Origin of the sequence: Rhodovarius lipocyclicus (assembly GCF_009900765.1) — a bacterium.
Classification (GTDB): domain Bacteria; phylum Pseudomonadota; class Alphaproteobacteria; order Acetobacterales; family Acetobacteraceae; genus Rhodovarius; species Rhodovarius lipocyclicus.
Genome location: NZ_JAAABL010000008.1, coordinates 105499 through 122936, shown reverse-complemented (window position 1 = coordinate 122936; position 17438 = coordinate 105499). Strand labels below are relative to the sequence as shown.

The 17438-nt window shown below is 70.2% G+C and carries 18 protein-coding genes and 1 tRNA gene; 6 read left to right on the top strand and 13 right to left on the bottom strand.

Annotated features, from left to right (window positions below; translation table 11 throughout):
• Positions 1-177: 177 nt before the first annotated feature.
• The 5 genes from ilvD to GT007_RS09685 all read right to left on the bottom strand — a co-directional run bounded on the left by ilvD (position 178) and on the right by GT007_RS09685 (position 5981).
• On the bottom strand, positions 178-2034 hold the full coding sequence (ilvD, locus tag GT007_RS09705) for a dihydroxy-acid dehydratase (protein ID WP_160121396.1): 1857 nt from the start codon (positions 2032-2034) through the stop codon (positions 178-180).
• Positions 2035-2452: 418 nt separating this feature from the next.
• The gene (gene cynS, locus GT007_RS09700; RefSeq protein ID WP_160121395.1) at positions 2453-2935 is read right to left on the bottom strand and encodes a cyanase; all 483 of its coding nucleotides are present in this window, start codon (positions 2933-2935) and stop codon (positions 2453-2455) included.
• 15 nt (positions 2936-2950) lie between these two features.
• Positions 2951-3796: an ABC transporter ATP-binding protein gene (locus GT007_RS09695; protein ID WP_160121394.1), complete on the bottom strand. Its 846-nt coding sequence runs from the start codon at positions 3794-3796 to the stop codon at positions 2951-2953.
• Complete coding sequence (ntrB, locus tag GT007_RS09690; RefSeq protein ID WP_160121393.1) at positions 3793-4644, bottom strand: nitrate ABC transporter permease; 852 nt, start codon at positions 4642-4644, stop codon at positions 3793-3795. Before ntrB ends, GT007_RS09695 begins: the two co-directional genes overlap by 4 nt.
• Positions 4644-5981: a CmpA/NrtA family ABC transporter substrate-binding protein gene (locus GT007_RS09685; protein WP_160121392.1), complete on the bottom strand. Its 1338-nt coding sequence runs from the start codon at positions 5979-5981 to the stop codon at positions 4644-4646. Before GT007_RS09685 ends, ntrB begins: the two co-directional genes overlap by 1 nt.
• Before the next feature lie 210 nt (positions 5982-6191).
• Here GT007_RS09685 and GT007_RS09680 point away from each other — a divergent pair, with 210 nt between their 5' ends.
• Together GT007_RS09680 and GT007_RS09675 are read left to right on the top strand one after the other, a co-directional pair.
• Complete coding sequence (locus GT007_RS09680; RefSeq protein WP_160121391.1) at positions 6192-6875, top strand: SCO family protein; 684 nt, start codon at positions 6192-6194, stop codon at positions 6873-6875.
• 114 nt (positions 6876-6989) lie between these two features.
• Positions 6990-7271 carry a hypothetical protein gene (locus GT007_RS09675; protein WP_160121390.1) on the top strand — a complete coding sequence of 94 codons (282 nt, stop codon included), beginning with the start codon at positions 6990-6992 and terminating at the stop codon, positions 7269-7271.
• A gap of 4 nt (positions 7272-7275) precedes the next feature.
• Here the strand turns inward: GT007_RS09675 and GT007_RS09670 are convergent, their stop codons facing one another.
• Both GT007_RS09670 and GT007_RS09665 read right to left on the bottom strand, forming a co-directional pair.
• Positions 7276-7932: an LON peptidase substrate-binding domain-containing protein gene (locus GT007_RS09670; RefSeq protein ID WP_160121389.1), complete on the bottom strand. Its 657-nt coding sequence runs from the start codon at positions 7930-7932 to the stop codon at positions 7276-7278.
• The gene (locus GT007_RS09665; protein WP_160121388.1) at positions 7933-8859 is read right to left on the bottom strand and encodes a tetratricopeptide repeat protein; all 927 of its coding nucleotides are present in this window, start codon (positions 8857-8859) and stop codon (positions 7933-7935) included.
• A gap of 161 nt (positions 8860-9020) precedes the next feature.
• On the opposite strand from GT007_RS09665, the gene wecB reads away from it, so the two are divergent.
• Both wecB and wecC read left to right on the top strand, forming a co-directional pair.
• The gene (gene wecB / locus GT007_RS09660) at positions 9021-10124 is read left to right on the top strand and encodes a non-hydrolyzing UDP-N-acetylglucosamine 2-epimerase (RefSeq protein ID WP_236571582.1); all 1104 of its coding nucleotides are present in this window, start codon (positions 9021-9023) and stop codon (positions 10122-10124) included.
• Complete coding sequence (gene wecC / locus GT007_RS09655; RefSeq protein WP_160121387.1) at positions 10121-11344, top strand: UDP-N-acetyl-D-mannosamine dehydrogenase; 1224 nt, start codon at positions 10121-10123, stop codon at positions 11342-11344. The genes wecB and wecC overlap by 4 nt, the downstream gene beginning before the upstream one ends.
• Positions 11345-11514: 170 nt before the next feature.
• On the opposite strand, the gene GT007_RS09650 is transcribed toward wecC, so the two are convergent.
• The 4 genes from GT007_RS09650 to coaBC are packed head-to-tail and all read right to left on the bottom strand — an operon-like array spanning position 11515 to position 14295.
• Positions 11515-11889, bottom strand: coding sequence for a DsrE family protein (locus GT007_RS09650; protein WP_160121386.1), 375 nt, complete (start codon positions 11887-11889; stop codon positions 11515-11517).
• Positions 11886-12674, bottom strand: coding sequence for a HesA/MoeB/ThiF family protein (locus GT007_RS09645; RefSeq protein WP_160121385.1), 789 nt, complete (start codon positions 12672-12674; stop codon positions 11886-11888). The genes GT007_RS09650 and GT007_RS09645 overlap by 4 nt, the downstream gene beginning before the upstream one ends.
• A complete protein-coding gene (gene dut / locus GT007_RS09640; RefSeq protein WP_160121384.1) occupies positions 12671-13117 on the bottom strand; it encodes a dUTP diphosphatase in 447 nt (148 codons plus the stop codon). Before dut ends, GT007_RS09645 begins: the two co-directional genes overlap by 4 nt.
• Positions 13114-14295: a bifunctional phosphopantothenoylcysteine decarboxylase/phosphopantothenate--cysteine ligase CoaBC gene (coaBC, locus tag GT007_RS09635; RefSeq protein ID WP_160121383.1), complete on the bottom strand. Its 1182-nt coding sequence runs from the start codon at positions 14293-14295 to the stop codon at positions 13114-13116. Before coaBC ends, dut begins: the two co-directional genes overlap by 4 nt.
• Positions 14296-14335: 40 nt before the next feature.
• On the opposite strand from coaBC, the gene GT007_RS09630 reads away from it, so the two are divergent.
• Both GT007_RS09630 and GT007_RS09625 read left to right on the top strand, forming a co-directional pair.
• Complete coding sequence (locus GT007_RS09630; RefSeq protein WP_160121382.1) at positions 14336-14737, top strand: DUF4260 family protein; 402 nt, start codon at positions 14336-14338, stop codon at positions 14735-14737.
• 49 nt (positions 14738-14786) lie between these two features.
• Positions 14787-14861 (top strand) — tRNA-Thr (locus GT007_RS09625).
• Positions 14862-14867: 6 nt separating this feature from the next.
• On the opposite strand, the gene GT007_RS09620 is transcribed toward GT007_RS09625, so the two are convergent.
• Positions 14868-15497 (bottom strand): glutathione S-transferase family protein, encoded by a 630-nt coding sequence (locus GT007_RS09620; RefSeq protein WP_160121381.1) that lies wholly within the window; start codon positions 15495-15497, stop codon positions 14868-14870.
• A gap of 58 nt (positions 15498-15555) precedes the next feature.
• Positions 15556-17334 (bottom strand): flavin-containing monooxygenase, encoded by a 1779-nt coding sequence (locus GT007_RS09615; RefSeq protein ID WP_201451854.1) that lies wholly within the window; start codon positions 17332-17334, stop codon positions 15556-15558.
• Positions 17335-17438: the final 104 nt, after the last annotated feature.

Genomic DNA, 17438 nt, shown 5'->3' with positions numbered 1-17438 from the left:
TGCTCGATGCCGAAAGCGGAACCTTGCGCCGTTCCGGGCTGGCTCGATCGAGCCAGCCCGGAACGTCGTAGCAACACTGTTACCTAGGCTGCCGGTCTAAACTGTTACCAAGGTTCACGGTTGTAGAGGGCAGCGCCCCTGGCTGGGGGCCCGGGGGCAAGGCCCCCGTGGCACGCCTTACCGCCGCCGTAGCGCGTTCAGGTCCCGCACGGCGCCCTTGGCGGCGCTGGTGGCCATGGCGCCGTAGGCTTTCAGGGCGGTGGAGACGTTGCGCGTGCGCTTTTCGGTGGGCTGCCAGGCGGCGTCGCCCCGGGCTTCCATGGCGGCGCGGCGGGTGGCGAGCACTTCGTCGCTGACGGCCAGGTGGATGCGGCGGTTGGGGATGTCGATTTCGATGATGTCGCCTTCCTCCACCAGCCCCACATTGCCGCCTTCGGCCGCTTCGGGCGACAGGTGGCCGATGGACAGGCCCGAGGAACCGCCGGAGAAGCGGCCGTCGGTCACCAGGGCGCAGGCCTTGCCCAGCCCCTTGGATTTCAGATAGCTGGTCGGGTACAGCATTTCCTGCATGCCGGGGCCGCCGCGCGGGCCTTCATAGCGCACGAGCACGATGTCGCCGGCCTTCACCTTGCCGCCCAGGATGCCGTCCACGGCAGAATCCTGGCTCTCGAAGATGCGGGCGGGGCCGGAGAAGGTGAGGATGGAGGCATCCACGCCCGCCGTCTTCACGATGCTGCCGTCCAGCGCGATGTTGCCGTACAGCACCGCCAGCCCACCATCCTTGGAGAAGGGATGGTTCACGTCGCGGATCACGCCCTTTTCGCGGTCCAGGTCCAGCTCCTCCCACAGGGAGGACTGGCTGAAGGCGGTCTGGCTGGGCACGCCGCCGGGGGCGGCCTTGAACAGGGTGTGCACGGGCTCGGCGTCGCTGCGCTTCACGTCCCAATGGGCCAGGGCCTCGGCCAGGCTGGGCGCGTCGATGCGGCTGACGGAGGTGTCGAGCAGCCCCGCGCGGTCCAGCTCACCCAGGATGCCCATGATGCCGCCGGCGCGGTGCACGTCCTCGACATGCACATTCGCCACGGCGGGGGCCACCTTGCACAGCACCGGCACCTTGCGGGAGAGCTTGTCGATCTCCAGCATGTCGAAGGCGACCCCGCCTTCCTGGGCTGCGGCCAGCAGGTGCAGCACGGTGTTGGTGGACCCGCCCATGGCGATGTCCAGGCACATGGCGTTGCGGAAGGCCGGCACGGTGGCGATGCTGCGCGGCAGCACCGAGACATCGTCCGTCTCGTAATACCGGCGCGACAGTTCCACGATCAGCCGGCCGGCTTCCTCGAACAGCGCGCGCCGAGCCGAGTGGGTGGCCACGATCGTGCCGTTGCCCGGCAGCGCGAGGCCCAGCGCCTCGGTCAGGCAGTTCATGGAATTGGCGGTGAACATGCCCGAGCAGCTGCCGCAAGTCGGGCAGGCCGAACGCTCGATCACCTCGACCTCGGCATCGGTCACGTTGCTGTCGGCGGCCATGATCATGGCATCGATCAGGTCGATGGAGCGCTTGTGGCCCCGGAATTCGACCTTGCCGGCCTCCATCGGCCCGCCCGAGACGAACACCGTGGGAATGTTGAGGCGCATGGAGGCCATCAGCATGCCCGGCGTGATCTTGTCGCAGTTGGAGATGCAGACCATGGCATCCGCGCAATGCGCGTTGACCATGTACTCCACGCTGTCGGCGATCAGATCGCGGGAGGGCAGGCTGTACAGCATGCCGTCATGGCCCATGGCGATGCCGTCATCCACCGCGATGGTGTTGAATTCCTTGGCGACACCGCCGGCGGCCTCGATCTGGCGCGCCACGAGCTGGCCCAGATCCTTCAGATGCACATGGCCGGGCACGAACTGGGTGAAGCTGTTCACCACGGCGATGATCGGCTTGCCGAAATCGCCGTCCTTCATGCCTGTGGCGCGCCACAGGCCGCGGGCGCCGGCCATGTTGCGGCCATGGGTGGTGGTGCGAGAGCGATACGTCGGCATGTTCGGCGTTCCTGGACTTCACGGGCAGCAAACCGCCGCCACGCCTGCGCCGGATGCCCGGTCTGGCTTGGCTATCCGGCTTGACCAGGGGGATGTAACCCCGAAGCGGGGAAAAGGCCAAGCGGGGGCTTGGGTGCGCCGTTGGGGGCTCCGCCCCCAAACCGGGTGCGGTCCCTTTGGGGGCTCCGCCCCCAAACCCCGGCCAGGGGCGCCGCCCCTGGACCCCGCCAAGGGTTGTAACAACCCTTGGAACCCATGAATTAGCGCTTCAGCTTGGCAGGCGGGGCGCCATTTTCATGATAAAAATCAGTAAGAACACCGCTGGCAGGACCGGTGCCAAACCGATGGGGTCCAGGGGCCTTTCGGCTCCTGGCGGGGGGAGTCCGAGGGGGGCGGCGCCCCCCTCGGCCCACCTCCTCTACTCCTCCTTGAACCCGTATTCCGGGATCCCCTGCTCCGCGCCGTAGTATTTATAGGGCAGGAACTTCCCGCTCATGGTGATCTTCACCCGATCGCCCTTGGCATGCGCCATCCGTTCGAAGTCGAAATCGAAATCGATGGCGGACATGATGCCGTCGCCGAATTCCTCCTCGATCAGGGCCTTCCAGGCCGGGCCGTTCACCATCACCATTTCATAGAAGCGATAGATCAGCGGGTCGGTCGGCGGCATCGGCATGCCGCGATAGGGCACTTCGTTCAGCATCGCCTCCTCGGCGGCCGACAGGCCGAACAGGGAGGCCGCCTTGGCCGCCAGCGGCTTCACCAGCTTCATCTGGCCCAGCAGCGCGCCCACGATCAGCGTGTCGGACATGCCGCCGATCTCGGCGCAGATGTATTTCCAGCTCCAGCCCTTCTCGCGCTTGATGTCGAGGATCTTTTCCGTGAGTCCGGCGCGGGTCATCGCTCTCTCCTTGGCTTATTCCGCTAGCCGCACGATGGGCGGGTCGCGGGGGTCGTACCCCTCGGGCGCAGCCCCCGCGAGGGTGCGGGAGCGCGTGACGAGGAAATCCATGATGTGGTCGCGCAGCGCGTGATAGCCGGGCTGGTGGTGCAGGGTCGCGCGGATGCGCGGGCGCGGCAGGGTGTTCACCAGCACCTCGGCGATGCGGGCATTGGGGCCGTTGGTCATCAGCAGGATGCGGTCGGCGAGCAGGATCGCCTCATCCACGTCATGCGTGATCATGAAGGCGGTCTGGCCGGCCTCGGTGGCCAGGCGCGACACTTCCTCCTGCAACGAACCGCGCGTCAGGGCATCGAGCGCGCTGAAGGGCTCGTCCATCAGCATCATCTTGGGCTGCACCGCCAGGGCGCGGGCGATGCCCACGCGCTGCTTCATGCCGCCCGAGAGCATGGCGGGCTTGCGGTCGGCGGCGTGTTCCAGCCCCACCTTGGCCAGCACCGCGCGTGCTTCCTCCCGCAGGCGCGCCTTGCCCCAGGCGGGGTTCCGGCAGGCCAGGGCGAAAGCCACATTCTGCTCGGCGGTCAGCCAGGGCATCAGGGCGTGGCCCTGGAACACCACGGCGCGGTCCAGCGCGGGGCCCGAGATCTCCCGCCCCTCCATCACCACCCCGCCATCGCTGGGCGAATCGAGCCCGGCCAGGATGTTCAGGATGGTGGTCTTGCCGCAGCCGGAATGGCCGACCAGGCAGACGAACTCCCCCCGCTCGATGCCGAACCACACGTCGGAGAACACTGTCAGGCCGGGGAAACGGCGGGCGATGCCCTCTACGCTCACATAGGGGCTGCCATAGGGTTTGTTCATTCCTGCCACGACACCCAGCCCTGGATCAGCCCCAGCAGCCGGTCGAGCGCGAGGCCCACCAGCCCGATCATGAGAATAGCGATGACGATGTCCGCCAGCGACAGGTTGTTCCACTGGTTCCACACCCAATAGCCGATGCCGGTGCCGCCCACGAGCATCTCGGCCGCCACGATCACCAGCCAGGCGATGCCGATGGAAATCCGCATACCGGTCAGGATAGTGGGGGCGGCGGCGGGCAGGATAACGCGAAAGGCGGTGCGCCAGGTCCCGGCCTCCAGCGTGCGGGCCACGTTCAGCCATTCGCGCCGCACATTGGCCACACCGAAGGCGGTGTTCAGCAGCATGGGCCAGATCGAGCAGATGAAGATCACGAAGATCGCGCTGATCGAACTGTCCTGGATGGTGAACAGCGCCAGCGGCATCCAGGCGAGCGGGGAGACCGGCCGCAGCACCTGGATGAAGGGGTTCAGCGCCGCGTTCAGCAGCGGCGACATGCCGATGGCGAAGCCCAGCGGAATGGCCACCAGCGCCGCGATGAAAAAGCCCAGCAACACCCGCCCCAGCGACCACGCCACCTGGATGCCGATGCCCTGGTCATTGGGCCCGCGCACATAAAAGGGGTCGCGCAGCAGCTCCCACAGCCTGACCGCGATCTGGCTGGGGGCGGGCATGGGGGTGCGGCCGCCCTGCTGCGCGGCCTGGCCCAGCAGGGCCGCGTATTCGGGGTCGATGGCGGGGCCGCCGGCGCCGGGGCCGGCCGTCAGCGCCAGCTCCCAGCCGCCCAGGAACAGTGCCAGGATCGCCAGCGACAGCAGCGCCGCCTTCCAGGCCGGAACCGGACGCGCCATCAGCGGCGGATGGCGAAGGAATTCAGATAGGCCTCCGCCGCCGCGGGGTCGAATTCGCGGCCGAAGATGGTCTCGCGCCGGACCGGGCTGGCGGGCACGGCCAGGCCCATGCCCTGCATCACCCGGCCCGCATCCAGCGCCAGGAACACCCGACCAGCCACGGCCGCGTAGTCCACCTCGCGCTGCAGATGCCCCCAGCGGCGCATCTGGGTCAGGATCCAGATGGCCATGGAATGCCAGGGGTAGGGATCGAAGCCGATGCGGTTGGGCACGCGCCGCACCTGCCCCAGCCCATCGGCATAGGTGCCGGTCAGCACCTGGCTCACCACCGTCTCGGGCTGGTTGAGGTAGTTGGGGCCGGCGATGGCGGCCGCCACCTCGCGCCGGTTCTCGGCCTTGTCGGCATGGGCGGTGGCTTCCACGATCGCGCGCATCAGTGCGGCGAAGGTGTTGGGCATCTCGCGAGGCATGCTGGCGGGCACGGCGAAGGCGCAGCACGGGTGGCCTTCCCAGAAATCCTTGGTCAGCACATGGATGAAGCCCAGCCCGTCGAACACCGCGCGCTGGTTGAACGGGTCGGGGCCCAGGAAGCCGTCGATGTTGTCCGCGCGCAGGTTGGCCACCATCTCCGGCGGCGGCACGGAACGGATCTGCACATCCCGGTCGGGGTCGAGCCCCGCCTCGGCCAGATAGGCGCGCAGCAGGTAGTTGTGCATCGAGAAATCGAACGGCACGGCGAGCCGAAAGCCCTTCCAGTCCTTCGGGTCGCGCTTGTCGCGGTGCTTGTTGGCCAGCGTGATGGCTTGGCCGTTGATGTTCTCGATCGCCGCCACCGCCCAGGGCTGGGGGGCGGCCACGCCCACGCCCAGCGACATCGCCACCGGCATGGGGGACAGCATATGCGCCGCATCGTATTCGCGGGCGATGGCGCGGTCGCGGATCACGGCCCAGCCGGCGGTGCGGATCACCTCCACGTTCAGCCCATGCTTGCGGTAGAAGCCCATCGGGTCCGCCATGATGATGGGCGTGGCGCAGGTGATGGGGATGAAGCCGATCTTCAGGTTCGGCTTCTCGGGCGCGCCCGGGGTCTGGGCCAGGGCCTCCCGCGCGAGGCCCAGCGGCAGCACGTCGCCGATGGCGGCCAGCAGCGTTCCGGTACCGAAGGCCGCGATCATGGCACGGCGGGTGGTGGCCTCGGGGAAGACAGCGCGCAGCACCGTTTCCTCGACCAGCCGGCCCTCGGCGCCGGTGCCGTCGCGCGGCGCCTCGGCGCAGGCGAAGCCCTCATGCGGCTGGCCGCAGGCGCAGCCGGAATCGGTCAGGGGGAAACGGGCCATCAGCGATACCTCCTGTTGTCGTGAGGAAGCTGAGGGCAGGGCCGCCCGGCAACAAGACACGGTTTTCGGGCAGGAAGAGGCCCAGGCTGGCACGGGTGACGCTTGAGAAGGCAAGCCCGCGGGAATTGCCCCGACAGGCGGCAGACGGCCCGCCCAGGGCGGCATTCCGGCGCGCTTGGCGCGGCCAGGCCGAAGGGCTATTCCGCCCTCATGCTCAAAGTCATCCGCTACGCCTCCCTCGCGCTGCTCCTGGCCCTCGGGGTGCTCTGGGGCCATGCCTGGTTCACCCGGGCCCCAGGCCAGGGCGTGGGCGAGGCCTTCGCCCAGCGGCTGGCCGCGGTGTTCGGGCAATCCATGCCGGTGCCGACCGCGGGCGGCGGCGTGCAGCTGCCCTCCGGGGTCAGCCTCGGCGGCGCCTTCAGCCTGGTGCGCCAGGACGGGCAGGCGGTGACGGAGCGCGACTATGCCGGCCGCTGGTCGCTGATCTATTTCGGCTACACCTACTGCCCCGATGTCTGCCCCACCGAGCTCGGCCGCATCGCCGATGTGCTGGACGCGATGGGCCCGGCCGGTGAGCGCGTGACGCCGATCATGATCACCATCGACCCGGCGCGGGACACGGTGGCGGTGATGGCCGACTATGTCAGCCGCTTCCACCCGCGCATGCAGGGGCTGACCGGCACGCCCGAGCAGGTGGCCGAGGCCGCCCGCCGCTTCCGCGTGTTCTACCAGCGGGTGCAGCCGCGCGACATGGCGGACTATCTGATGGACCACTCCAGCTTCATCTACCTGGTCGGCCCCGATGGCCGGGTCCGCACCCTGTTCCGGCCGGAGACCGGGGTGGAGGAGATGGCCCGCAGCGTCGCGGCGCAGATGAGGAGCGCGGGAGGCTGATATTCCTCACAATTTCGTGAGCGCATCATTCATTCGCATGACTTCCTGGTACAGCACCCTTCCCAACGCGCCTGCCAGCGTGTCAATTTGCTTCACGGATCGAGAATTTTTTCCATGGACGGCGACGAGAGACTGACAGAGATAGCCGAGACGGCGGCCGACGGTGCGAAGGCACCGCTGCTGCGTCACAGCCGGCGCTTGTCGGACAAGATTTTGATCGCCTTCCACCAGGCCTGCGACCAGGGCGATTTCGAGGTGTCCGAGCAGCTTCTCCGCGTGCTGGAGATGATGCTGATGCGCCGTCCGACCCACCCGGACACCAACCGCCGCCGCAACATGGAAAGCCTGGTCGCCGCGCATGAGCGGCTGTGGCACCTGCGCCACCCGACGGAATAGCGCCTCAGCTGGGCAGCGGGCGATCTTCTCCATGCCGGGCCATCCGCACCAGCATCAGCAGCATTTCCGCCCGCGCCTCGGGCGTCGCGGCTTCCAACAACGCCTGTTTCTCCGCCACCTCGAAGGGGCAGAGCATGCTGAGGGTGGTGACCAGAACCGCCTCCGGCATCTGGCCGATCGCGTCCCAGTTCACCTCCATGCCGCAGGCCCGGAAATAGGGGCGCAGCGCCGCCTCCAGCGCGCCCGGGGCTAGGCTGGCCCCCGCGGGCTGGGGTGAGAGGTCGTCCAGGAAGGGCGTGTAGTCCACCCGCATCCGCCGATAGCCACGGCGCGGCTCCACCTCCTCCCGCACCTTGAAGCGCGAGAGCCCGGTCAGGGTGATCAAGAAGCGCCCGTCATCGGTCTCGGAGAAGGAGCAGATCCGCCCCAGGCAGCCCACGGAATAGGTGGCCGCCCCCCGCTCGCCGCGCAGGCGGGAGGCATCGCCCTGCACCATGCCGAACATGCGCCCGCTGGCCAGCGCATCCTCGACCAGCGCCAGGTAGCGCGGCTCGAAGATGTTCAGCGGCAGCCGGCCATGCGGCAGCAGCAGCGCCCCCGCGAGTGGGAACACCGCGATGGTCTCGGGCAGTTCCTCGGCGCGGGGGGCGGGGTGCGGCACTTACTTGAACAGCATCGCCGACAGGGCGCGGCGGGCCTTCTGGCTCACCGGGTCCATGAAGCCCCAGGCCTCGAAGAACTTCAGCAGCTGCTTGCGGGCGGCTTCCTCGTTCCACACGCGGTCGCGGCGGATGGCTTCCAGCAGCTGCTCGGCCGCTTCCTCGCGCTGGTCGGCGGCGTTCAGCGCCACGGCCAGCTCGATGCGGGCCGCGTGGTCGTCGGGGTCGGCGGCCAGGCGCGCCTCGAACTCGCCGAACTTGGACTGCGCCTCACGCCCCGCCGCCGCCAGCTCGATCTGGGAACGCACGGCCGCGATCTCGGCGTGGTTGGCGATCTTCTCCGGGGCGCTGTTGATCACCTCCAGCGCCTGGGCCTCCTGGTCCAGCGCCAGCAGGCAGCGGGCGAAGCCGGCCAGGGCGGGGGCGTTCTCGGGCTCCTGCTGGGCCAGGGTAGCAAAGAGCTCCAGCGCGGTCTGCACATCGCCCTGCTCCAGCGCCTCCTGCGCCTCGGCCAGCAGGTCGGCGCCGGGCATCTGGCCGCCGGCCAGCTTCAGCAGCGCCTCGGTGAAGCGGCGCACCTCGCTTTCGGGCAGCGCGCCCTGGAAGATGTCGGCGATCTGGCCGTTCCAGAAGGCGGCGACGGTGGGCACGGATTGCAGCGGCAGGCCCATCTGCACCAGCTGCTGGACCAGCTGGCGGTTCTTGTCGATGTCGATCTTGACCAGCCGCACCCGGCCGCCGGCAGCGCGCACCACCTTTTCCAGCGTCGGCGTCAGCGTCTTGCAGGGGCCGCACCAGGTGGCCCAGAAATCCACCAGCACCGGCACTTCCTGCGAGGCCTGGATGACATCCTGCATGAAGGTCTTCTGGTCGCCGTCCATCACGGGATCGGGACCGTTGGGCGGGTTGGTATCGGAAATCACTTGCATCGGTGTTGTCCCTGGCGAGAGGCGCAGATGTGTTCGCCTCAGGGATAAGGCAAGATGGCCTTCACCGCCACGCCCCCCTTGGCAAGCTGCGCGGCGGCGGACGGAACAATCGCCCCCAAAACCCTTGCGTGCCGTCGCTGCCACGGACTATCGCTCTGGTTGTGGACATCACGCCCCTGCACCGCCCCCCGCACATCCTCAGCGTGTTCGGCACGCGGCCGGAGGCGATCAAGATGCTGCCCGTGGCGCGCGCCCTGCGGGCGGCGGGGTTCCGCCACAGCCTGTGCACCACCGGCCAGCACCGGGACATGCTGGCCCAGGTCTTCGCGGCCTTCGCCGAGGCCCCGGACCATGACCTGGCGCTGATGCGCCCCGGCCAGGCGCCGGTGGCGCTGCTCTCGGCCATCCTGGCCGCGCTGCCGCCGCTACTGGATACCCTGCGCCCCGACCTGGTGCTGGTGCACGGGGATACGACGACGGCGCTGGGTGCCGCGCTGGCGGCCTTTCACGCCGGCATCCCGGTGGGCCATGTGGAGGCCGGGCTGCGCAGCCACGACCTGGCCCGCCCCTTTCCCGAGGAAGCCAACCGCGTGGCCGTGGACGCGCTGGCCGCCCTGCGCTTCGCCCCCACGGCGGAGGCCGCGGCGAATCTGGCCCGCGAATACGGCCCGGGCCGGGTGGTGATCACGGGCAACACCGCCATCGACGCGCTGCTGGGCGTGGCGGCGGGCCTGCCCGAGCCACCCCCCACCCCCCTGCCCCGCATCCTGGTCACAGCGCACCGGCGGGAAAGCTTCGGCCAGGGCTTCGCCCGCATCGCGGAGGGGCTGCGCCGGATCGCGGCGCGCGGCGATGTGGAGCTGCTCTACCCCGTCCATCCCAACCCCGCCGTGCGGGCCGCGGTGGAACAGGGGCTGGCGGGCCGGCCCGGCATCGCCCTGGCCCCGCCGCTGAACTATCCGGAGATGATCCAGGCCATGCGCGCCTGCCGCTTCGTCATCACCGATTCCGGCGGCCTGCAGGAGGAAGCGCCGGCGCTGGGCAAGCCCGTGCTGGTGCTGCGCGACGTGACGGAGCGGCCGGAGGCGGTGGCGACCGGCGTGGTGCGGGTGATCGGCACCGACCCCGCCCGCATCGCCGCCGAGGCCGCCCTGCTGCTGGATGAGCCCGGCGAATACGCCGCCCGCGCCCGGCCGGTGTTTCCCTATGGGGATGGCGGGGCCTCGGCGCGGATCGTGGCGGCGATCCGGGAATTTTTCGCATGAGCGACGTGTGCGTGACAGGGCTCGGCTATGTGGGGCTGCCCTCGGCCGCGATGCTGGCCGCGCGCGGGCACCAGGTGTGGGGCTGCGACACCAGCCCCGCCGTGGTCGCCGCCGTGAACGCCGCCCGCCCGCATTTCCAGGAACCCGAGCTGGCCACGCTGCTGGAGGCCGCGGTGCGCACCGGCCGCCTTGCCGCCGGCCCCGCCCCGCGCGCCGCCGCATTCCACCTGCTGGCCGTGCCCACCCCCTTCACGGCGGCACGCCGGCCGGACCTGTCCTTCCTGCACGCGGCGGGTGACGCCATCGCCCCCCTGCTGCGCCCCGGCGATTGCGTGATCGTCGAGAGCACCTGCCCGGTCGGCGCCACCGAGGGGCTGGCCGCGCGCCTGGCCGCCGCCCGCCCCGATCTGCGCCTGCCGGCGCTGGGCCAACCCGGCGAGATCCACATCGCCCATTGCCCGGAGCGCGTGCTGCCCGGCCAGGCGGTGCGGGAACTGATCGCCAATGACCGCATCATCGGCGGCATGACGCCCGCCTGCGCCGAGCGCGCCCGCACCCTGTATGAAAGCTTCGCCACCGGCGCCTGCCTGATGACCGATTGCCGCACGGCGGAGTTCGTGAAGTTGTCGGAAAACGCCTATCGGGACGCCAATATCGCCTTCGCCAACGAATTGGCGGGCATCGCGCAGGCCGTGGGGGTGGATGTGTGGCAGGCCATCGCACTCGCCAACCGCCACCCGCGCGTGGAGATCCTGCGCCCCGGCGCGGGGGTGGGCGGGCATTGCATCGCGGTGGACCCCTGGTTCCTGGTGGATGCCGCCCCGGACGCCGCGCCGCTGATCCGCGCCGCCCGCGCGGTGAACGATGCCAAGCCCCGCCAGATCGCCGCCCGCCTGCGCGCCATGGCCGCGCGGCTGAAGGCGCCGCGCGTGGCGGTGCTGGGCCTGGCCTACAAGCCCGATATCGAGGACCTGCGCGAAAGCCCCGCCTTGTCGATCGCGGAGGAGCTGGCGGCGGAACCCGGGTTGGAATTGCTGGTGGTGGAGCCGCATCTGCCCGCCCTGCCGCCCTGCCTGGCCGGGCGGGCGCGGCACCTGCCGCTGGCCGAGGCGCTGGAGCGGGCCGATATCCTGGCCATTCTGGTGGCGCACCGCGCCTTCCGGGGCCTGCCCACCGAGGGGAAGATGGTGCTGGACACGGTGGGGCTGCTGGCGGGTTAAGTCCGCGTTCAGCACTTGCCCCAATGATGCCACGCGGCGGCCCAAACCCCGCCTTTCCCCATGGCCAGAATGGCGACCGTCACAAGAGGTTCGCCATGCGTATCCTGACCATCCTGCGCCACTGGCTGCATTATCGCCCTGAGCGCCGCTACATGCGCGGGCGCGGCTAACTAAAGGGTGAAACTCTGGGCCCCGGCGCCGATCCGCGCCAGGAAGCCCACCAGCCCTGACACCTCCACCCCCGGCAGCAGCGCGGCACCGCGCAGCCCCTCGGTGGCCAGCCCCGCGTCGCAGACCATCAGCGCCACGCCCAGCTCCTGCGCCGCCTCCAGCAGGGCACCGAGCGGCGCCACCCCGGCGGCCACCACCTCGGCCTCGCGCGGGTCGGCCTCCAGCGGACGTTCGGCCAGCAGGGCGCGGGTGCCGGCATTGCTGGCGAAGACCGTCACCTCCCGCCCGATCGCCGCCGCCGCGGTGGCCAGCATCAGCGCGTAATGCGCCCGCTCATGCCCGCCCGAGATCAGGATGATGCCGAGCGCGCTCACGCGATATCCGTGATGGTGGGCGTTTCGCCGCACAGGGCGCACTCCAGGTCGCGCTTCAGCCGGATGGTGCGCATGCGCGCGTCCAGCGCATCCCACAGCAGCAGCCGGCCGGTCAGGGTCTCGCCGATGTCCAGGATCAGCTTCAGCACCTCCGTGGCCTGCAGCGTGCCCATCACGCCGGTGACGGCACCCAGCACCCCGGCTTCCGAGCAGCTCGGCACCAGCCCGTCGGGGGGCGGTTCGGGATGCAGGCAGCGCTGGCAGGGAAAGCCGTGGCCCTCATGGCTGCGGAAGACCGAGAGCTGCCCCTCGAAGCGCAGCACCGCCGCCGAGACCAGCGGGCGGCCCAGCAGGTGGCAGGCATCGCCCAGCAGGAAGCGGGTGGGGAAGTTGTCCGTGCCGTCGCAGACGATGTCGTATTGGGGGATGAGCTCCCGCGCCGTGGCGGCGTCCATCCGGCGCTGATGCACCTCCACCTTCACCTCAGGGTTCAGGTGGTGCAGCGTTTCGGCGGCGCTGTCGGCCTTGTTGCGGCCCAGGCGCTCCGTCGTGTGGGCGATCTGGCGCTGCAGGTTCGACAATTCCAGCGTGTCGTGGTCGATCAGCCCCAGCGTGCCGACGCCGGCGGCCGCCAGATACATGGCCAGCGGCGATCCGAGCCCGCCCGCCCCCACGATCAGCACTCGCGCGGCCCGCAGCTTCGCCTGGCCCACCGCGCCCACCTGCTGCAACAGGATGTGGCGGGAATAGCGGTGGATCTCGGCTTCGGAGAAATCGAGGTTCACGCGGCGGTGCCCGTGCTGCCGAAGCCGCCCGCCCCGCGCGTGGTGGCGGGCAGTTCGGCCACTTCCTCGAAATGCCCGCGCGTGACCGGGGCCAGCACCGCCTGAGCCAGGCGCATGCCGCGCTCCACGGTGAAGGGCTCGGTGCCGGTGTTCAGCAGGATCACGCCCACCTCGCCGCGGTAATCCTCGTCGATCGTGCCCGGGGCGTTCACCAGCGCGATGCCGTGCTTCAGCGCGAGGCCCGAGCGCGGGCGGATCTGCCATTCATGGCCCGGGGGCAGCGCCACGCACAGGCCGGTGGGCAGCAGGGCGCGGGCGCCGGGGGCGATCACCACCGGCCCCGCCACGGCGGCCAACAGGTCCATGGCGGCGGCGCCATCGGTGGCATAGCTCGGCAGGGGCAGGCCCTCGGCGTGGGGAAGGCGCTGAACCAGGATCTTCATGAAAAGGCCTTTGCGATGCGGGCCGCGAGACGGGCGGCCACCTCCGATTTGGGCAGGCGCGGCCAATCCTCCACCCCCTGCCGTGTGACAAGATGGATGGTGTTCTCCTCGCCGCCGAACACATCGGCCGAAACGTCATTGGCCAGGATCCAGTCGCAGCCCTTGCGGGCCAGCTTGGCCTGGGCGTGGGCCACCACCTTCTCCGTCTCCGCCGCGAAGCCCACCACCAGGGCGGGGCGCTGGGCGTGGGTGGAAAGCGTGGCCAGGATATCCGGGTTCAGGGCCATGGCCAGGGTCGGGGCTTCGGCGCCCGGTTCCTTCTTCAGCTTCTGACCGGCCTCCTGCGCCACGCGCCAGTCGGCGACGGCGGCGGCGCAGATGGCGGCATCGGCCGGCAGGGCGGCCTCGCAGGCGGCCAGCATCTGCCGGGCGGTCTCGACCTTCACCACCTCCACCCCCGGCGGGTCGGGCTGGATGACAGGGCCCGAGACCAGCGTGACCCGCGCGCCGAGCGCCGCCAGCGCCCCCGCGATGGCATGGCCCTGCTTGCCGCTGGAGCGGTTGGAGATGTAGCGGACCGGGTCGATCGGCTCCTGCGTGGGGCCGGAGGTGACGAGGATGTGCCGCCCGGCCAGGGGCTGCGGGCCCGAGAGCGCCTGGATGGCGGCCAGGATCTCCTCCGGTTCCAGCATGCGGCCGGGGCCGGATTCGGGTTCGGCCATCGGCCCGCTGGTGGGGCCCGCGAAACGCACGCCGCGCGCCAGCAGCTTGGCCACATTGGCGCGGGTGGCGGGGTGTTCCCACATGGCGGGGTTCATGGCGGGCGCGACCACCACCGGGGCGCGGGTAGCCAGCAGCACGGTGGAGGCGAGGTCCGTCGCCAACCCCTGGGCCATGCGGGCCAGCATGCTGGCGCTGGCGGGCACCACGGCCACCGCATCCGCCCAGCGGGCCAGCTTGATGTGGCCGATGCTTTCCTCCGCCGCCCACAAATCCTGATGGACGGGCTGGGCGGTGAGCGCCGCCAGCGTCTCCCGCGTCACGAATCGGGCGCCGCCGGCGGTGAGGATGGCCATGACGGCCGCGCCCTCCGCCCGCAACAGCCGGACCAGCGCCGGCGCCTTGAAGGCCGCCACGCTGCCGGAGACGATGAGAAGGATGCGCTTGCCTGCGAGCATGCGGGCAAGCTAGCCCGGGGCGAGGATCGGGGGAACTGGCATGGCGGATGGGGCGGTCGAGGGCGCGGTGCGCGGGACATTGCGGCTGGAGGGGGCGGCGCTGCTGGGCCTCGCCCTGCTCGGCTATGGGCTGAGCGGGGGCGGATGGGGCATGTTCGCCCTGCTGATCCTGGTGCCGGACCTGGTGATCCTGGCCTATCTGGCCGGGCCACGCCCGGGGGCGGTGGTGTATAACGCGGTGCATGCCACGCCCGGGCCCGCGCTGCTGCTGGCGGCGGGGCTGGCCTGGCCGGGCACGGCGGCCTGGGCGGTGCCGCTGGCGCTGATCTGGTTCGCGCATATCGGGGCGGACCGGGCGCTGGGCTATGGGCTGAAATATCCCGGCGGGTTCTGGATGACGCATCTGGGCCGGATCGGCCGACCGGGGCGCCAAGGACCTTGAAGCGGGGGGCCTTGAGGCGGGCGCCGGGGCTGCGTAGAACGGGCGCCGGGCCGGGTTAGCACAGCGGTAGTGCAGCGGTTTTGTAAACCGAAGGTCGGGGGTTCGATCCCCTCACCCGGCACCAGCCCCCTTACGGCAACCCATTCCTGATATGCCGCAAATAGGCCGGGCGTTCCGACAGCCGCGCGTAATACCCCGCCAGCGCCGGATACTCCGGCTTGTCCGGGATGTTCTTCATGCTGAACCACCGGTGCACGATGAAGCCCGCCGGAATGTCGGCCAGGGTGAACTCGGCGCCCGCCAGATAGGGCGCGCCCGCCGCCAGCACCCGGTCCAGCACGCCCATGCGCTGGGCGTAATCCGCCCGCGCGGGCCCGGCGATATGGGGCTGGCACCAGGGCTCCAGCCCTTGTTCCCCACCCAGATAGGCGCCGCGCATCGGCCCGGTCATCTCATAGGCGACCCAGTCCATCCAGCTTTCCACCCCGGCGCGCGCCACCAATTCCTGGGGGTACAAGCCCCACGCCCGCTGGCGAGAGGCGAGGTAGCGCAGGATCACATGGGACTCACGGATCACCGCCGGCCCATCCACCAGCACCGGCACCGTGCCCAGCGGGTTCAGCGCCAGGAATTCCGGCACCTGGGTGTCGCGGTGGAAGCGCCCCCAATCCTCCTGCTCGAACTCCAGCCCCAGCTCGTCCAGCAGCCACAGAACCTTGCGGACATTGAAGGCGTTCCTGCGCCCCAGCAGCTTCAGCATCGGCCATTCCCCGGTGTTGGCGCAGGCTCGCGCCCGCACCCGGCGCTGTAAAGCCCGGTCAGGACAGCCCCAGCTCCGCCGCCTTCACCTGCAAGGCCAGGAATTTGGAATAGATCCGGCACTGCGCCAGGCTGCCCGCCGTGAACCACAGCCCCGGCTGCGGCGTGGGCCGCCACATGTTGCGCAGCTCCCCCGCGCCATCGAAGCCCCAGACCGGCCCAATCCGGTCCGCCACCGCATCGCCGAGCGCCGCGCGCACCACCTCCTGCTGGTTACGATAGCCGGTGGCCAGCACCAGCAGTTCCGCCGGCACCTCCCGCCCATCCTTCAGCAGGGCGCCGGTGGCGGTGAAGCGCTCGATGTCGCCATACTGCACCAACCCGACGCTGCCATCGGCCACGAGGTCCGAGCAGCCGACATTGAAGTAATACCCTCCGCCCCGGCGCAGATACATCATCTGGAAGCCGGTATCGTCCTCGCCCCCCGTCAGCTTGAAGCCCCGCGCGGCCAGCGCCCGCAGCAGCGGGCCGTCCTCCTCCGCCGCCTGGGCGGTGGCGATCTGGTAGGATTTGATCAGCACCGGATAGGGCATGGCGGTGGCCAGCAGGTCGCAATCCTCGATCGGGATGCCCTCGGCATAGATCGAATAGACCGCCTGGGCCTGGCGGATGCCCACGATATGCGTCGGGCTGCGCTGGATCATGGAAACCCGGGCGCCGCTGGCGTGCAGGTCCTGCGCCACGTCATGCGCGCTGTTGCCGGTGCCAAGCACCAAGACGGGCCGGCCCTTCCAGGCCGAGCCCTCGGTATAGGCGCCCGAATGCATGACCGTGCCGCGGAACTCCTCCAGCCCCGGCAGTTTGGGTATGATGGGGATGCCGCTGACCCCGGTGGCGAAGACCAGGTGCCGCGGGCGCATCACCCGCTCCGAGCCATCCTCGCGCCGCAGCGTCACGGTCCAGTGGCCGCTGGCCTCGTCATAGCTGCCGCCCGTCAGCGCCGTGCCGGTCCAGACATTCAGCACCAGCGCCTCGACATAATGCTCGAACCAGTTGGCCAGCATGTCCTTGGGGATGAACACCGGCCAGGTCGGCGGGAAGGGCATGTAGGGCAGATGGTTCACGTGCACTTCATTGTGCAGCGTGAGGGAGTGGTAGCGCTTGCGCCAATTGTCCCCCACCCGCGCCTGGCGGTCGATGATCAGCGTATCGAGCCCCATCTGGCCGAGGCGCGCCGCGATCGACAGCCCCGCCTGCCCCGCCCCCACCACGATCACCGTGGGGTCATGCCCGGCATAGGCGCGGGCGCGGTTGCGGCGGTCCAGCCAGTTCTCGGCGCCGAACTTGCGGGAGAAATCCTCGCCGGTCGGGCGGCGCTGGCCCGTCTGTTCCTCATGCCCGTGCAGGCTGTCGAGCGAGGTCGCCAGCGTCCAGCAGCGCAGGCCGCCCGGGGCCTCGGCATCGGGCAGCAGGCGCAGCACGGCATGGGCCGCGCCGGTCGCGGTCTGGAAGCCGGCCAGGGCCTCGATCACCTCCTGCCCCGCGCGGCGCAGGCGGCGGGGCGGGGTGCGGCCGGCGGCCAGGCGGAAGCGGTGCGGGCGGGTGCGCGGCAGCGCGGCGTTCAGCTTCTCCTCGATGCCGGCGGCGCCCGAGGTGGTGGTGATGTCCCAGCCGAAGGCCAGGATATCCCGCCAATGGCCATCGGGCACGAACAGCGCGGCGGCGGAGGCGGCGTCCCCGCGCGCCAGGGCGTGCTCGAAGGCCCCGAGCCAAGCCGTCACGGCCTCCGGCAGGTTGGTGGTGGCGGCGGCGGTGGTCGTCATCCCGTCATGCGGCATCGGCCCGTTTCCTTATCGTTGGCGGGCATGATCCCCCATGCGGCCCGAAGGATGAAGGGGGGTCCAGGGCGGGCATGACCTATATCAAAGCAAACATTAACTTT

Bases quoted from the DNA above. Each gene is read 5' to 3' on its own strand.
- GT007_RS09675 (WP_160121390.1), top strand. From the start codon at position 6,990: ATGGACGGCGACGAGAGACTGACAGAGATAGCCGAGACGGCGGCCGAC.
- GT007_RS09620 (WP_160121381.1), bottom strand. From the start codon at position 15,497: ATGCTGAAGCTGCTGGGGCGCAGGAACGCCTTCAATGTCCGCAAGGTT.
- ntrB (WP_160121393.1), bottom strand. From the start codon at position 4,644: ATGGCGCGTCCGGTTCCGGCCTGGAAGGCGGCGCTGCTGTCGCTGGCG.
- GT007_RS09665 (WP_160121388.1), bottom strand. From the start codon at position 8,859: ATGCAAGTGATTTCCGATACCAACCCGCCCAACGGTCCCGATCCCGTG.
- GT007_RS09685 (WP_160121392.1), bottom strand. From the start codon at position 5,981: ATGGCCCGTTTCCCCCTGACCGATTCCGGCTGCGCCTGCGGCCAGCCG.
- dut (WP_160121384.1), bottom strand. From the start codon at position 13,117: ATGAAGATCCTGGTTCAGCGCCTTCCCCACGCCGAGGGCCTGCCCCTG.
- ilvD (WP_160121396.1), bottom strand. From the start codon at position 2,034: ATGCCGACGTATCGCTCTCGCACCACCACCCATGGCCGCAACATGGCC.
- GT007_RS09695 (WP_160121394.1), bottom strand. From the start codon at position 3,796: ATGAACAAACCCTATGGCAGCCCCTATGTGAGCGTAGAGGGCATCGCC.
- coaBC (WP_160121383.1), bottom strand. From the start codon at position 14,295: ATGCTCGCAGGCAAGCGCATCCTTCTCATCGTCTCCGGCAGCGTGGCG.
- GT007_RS09630 (WP_160121382.1), top strand. From the start codon at position 14,336: ATGGCGGATGGGGCGGTCGAGGGCGCGGTGCGCGGGACATTGCGGCTG.
- GT007_RS09615 (WP_201451854.1), bottom strand. From the start codon at position 17,334: ATGCCGCATGACGGGATGACGACCACCGCCGCCGCCACCACCAACCTG.
- wecC (WP_160121387.1), top strand. From the start codon at position 10,121: ATGAGCGACGTGTGCGTGACAGGGCTCGGCTATGTGGGGCTGCCCTCG.
- GT007_RS09680 (WP_160121391.1), top strand. From the start codon at position 6,192: ATGCTCAAAGTCATCCGCTACGCCTCCCTCGCGCTGCTCCTGGCCCTC.
- cynS (WP_160121395.1), bottom strand. From the start codon at position 2,935: ATGACCCGCGCCGGACTCACGGAAAAGATCCTCGACATCAAGCGCGAG.